1 protein-coding gene is annotated in these 1,494 nt (G+C 39.8%); it reads right to left on the minus strand.

Annotated elements, in window-relative coordinates; genetic code table 11:
- Nucleotides 1–69: 69 nt before the first annotated feature.
- A protein-coding gene (locus tag KB186_RS28195) for an IS1182 family transposase (RefSeq protein WP_232774857.1) occupies nucleotides 70–1,400 on the minus strand; the annotation gives its coding sequence in 2 pieces (ribosomal slippage) (nucleotides 70–860 and nucleotides 860–1,400; 1,332 coding nt in all).
- Nucleotides 1,401–1,494: the final 94 nt, after the last annotated feature.

Genomic DNA, 1,494 nt, shown 5'->3' on the forward strand with positions numbered 1-1,494 from the left:
CCCCCTTTTTGGGGGATTTCTTTTTGGTATTGTTCCAGCACGAAGTGCTGAAAAAGAGGTAGCCTGCACCTAACTTGCCTTCGCTAGGTGTAGTGCTATCTTTTTAATGTTTTGAACTGTTGCTGTCATCAATGCCTGCTCTTGGACATTTTCTCGTCCGCGTAACCTGCAATAGCGAAGCCCATGCAGTTCTTTAGCATCTGCAAAGCTTCGCTCTATGGTTTGGTATCTTAATCTGTATAAATATTTCCCTGATTTACTTAAACGGTTCTGTCGAACCCATTCCTTACTCTCTTCCCAAACGTGCCTGCTTATCACCTTTTGGTGATTTTTAGATCGGGTACACTCAGTAAGCCTTGGACAAGTTTTACAAATTTCTTTATTGGACTTATACATCCTGTATCCGTTTCGATCAGTAGTCGAATAAGTAAGCTTATGTTTTTGAGGGCATATGTACACATCGGACTCCAGAGCATATTTAAAACGCCATTTAGCAAAAAGGCCTTTAACAGGTGTAAAGGCACGATGACCGATGACAGCAAATACATTTATATCGTGAAGTGCCTTGCAGATTGGAGTAGTTAAGTAACCAGCATCTAATGCAATTGCTTCAATTGTATCCTTAAACCCAAACTTCTCGATTTGGAGATTCAGCCTATCTATGTAAGGAACGGAATCATGGACATTGCCAGCAGTGACATGGACATCGGTAATAATATTGTACTTATGATCGACGGTCCGGTGATCGAGATAGAAAAAGCCTTCGGGCTTGCTGTCTCGAACCATGTAGCCACTTTCTGGATCAGTAGTACTCACCTTGATTTCCTTTTCTTCCTTCACACCCTCTCTAGGCTTTAATCCTTTTTTCCATGTACTTCGCGGTCTTCATTAATTGCTGCCTCTAAATCTTTGAGATAGGCACGACTCGTTTTCTCGATGACATGCTTCTTAAATTTTCGTTTATTCGCATTTGCTTTAAGATGCGTGGAATCACTTATCAATACACGTCCAGCGACCATTCGATGCTGAATCGCCAAACGCACAATTTCATCAAAAATCTCCTGAAAAACATTTGTATTTTTAAAACGGGTTCGACGATTCCAACTGATTGTTGTGTGATCTGGAACTCGATCTGTTAAAGAAAGGCCAAGAAACCAACGATAGGCAATGTTGGTCTGAATTTCTTTTTCGAGCTGCCTCTCTGAGCGGATACCGTAAAGGTATCCAATGAAAATCATTTTAAATAACACAATAGGATCAATGGAAGGTCTACCGTTATCTTCGCAATAATATTGACGTACTTTTTCTCGGATGAAGGAGAAATCTATATGCTTTTGAATTACCCTTAATAAATGGTCCTCCGGGACCAATTCATCGAGGCATACAAATTCGTAATGCATTTGTGGATTTTTATCATTGGAGGAAAGCACAATTATCACCTACTGTTAAATGATATTATAAAAATAATAACACATTAACGCGGTGTCGCTTTAA

The organism is Brevibacillus sp. AF8 (assembly GCF_021270385.1).
Classification (GTDB): Bacteria; Bacillota; Bacilli; order Brevibacillales; family Brevibacillaceae; genus Brevibacillus.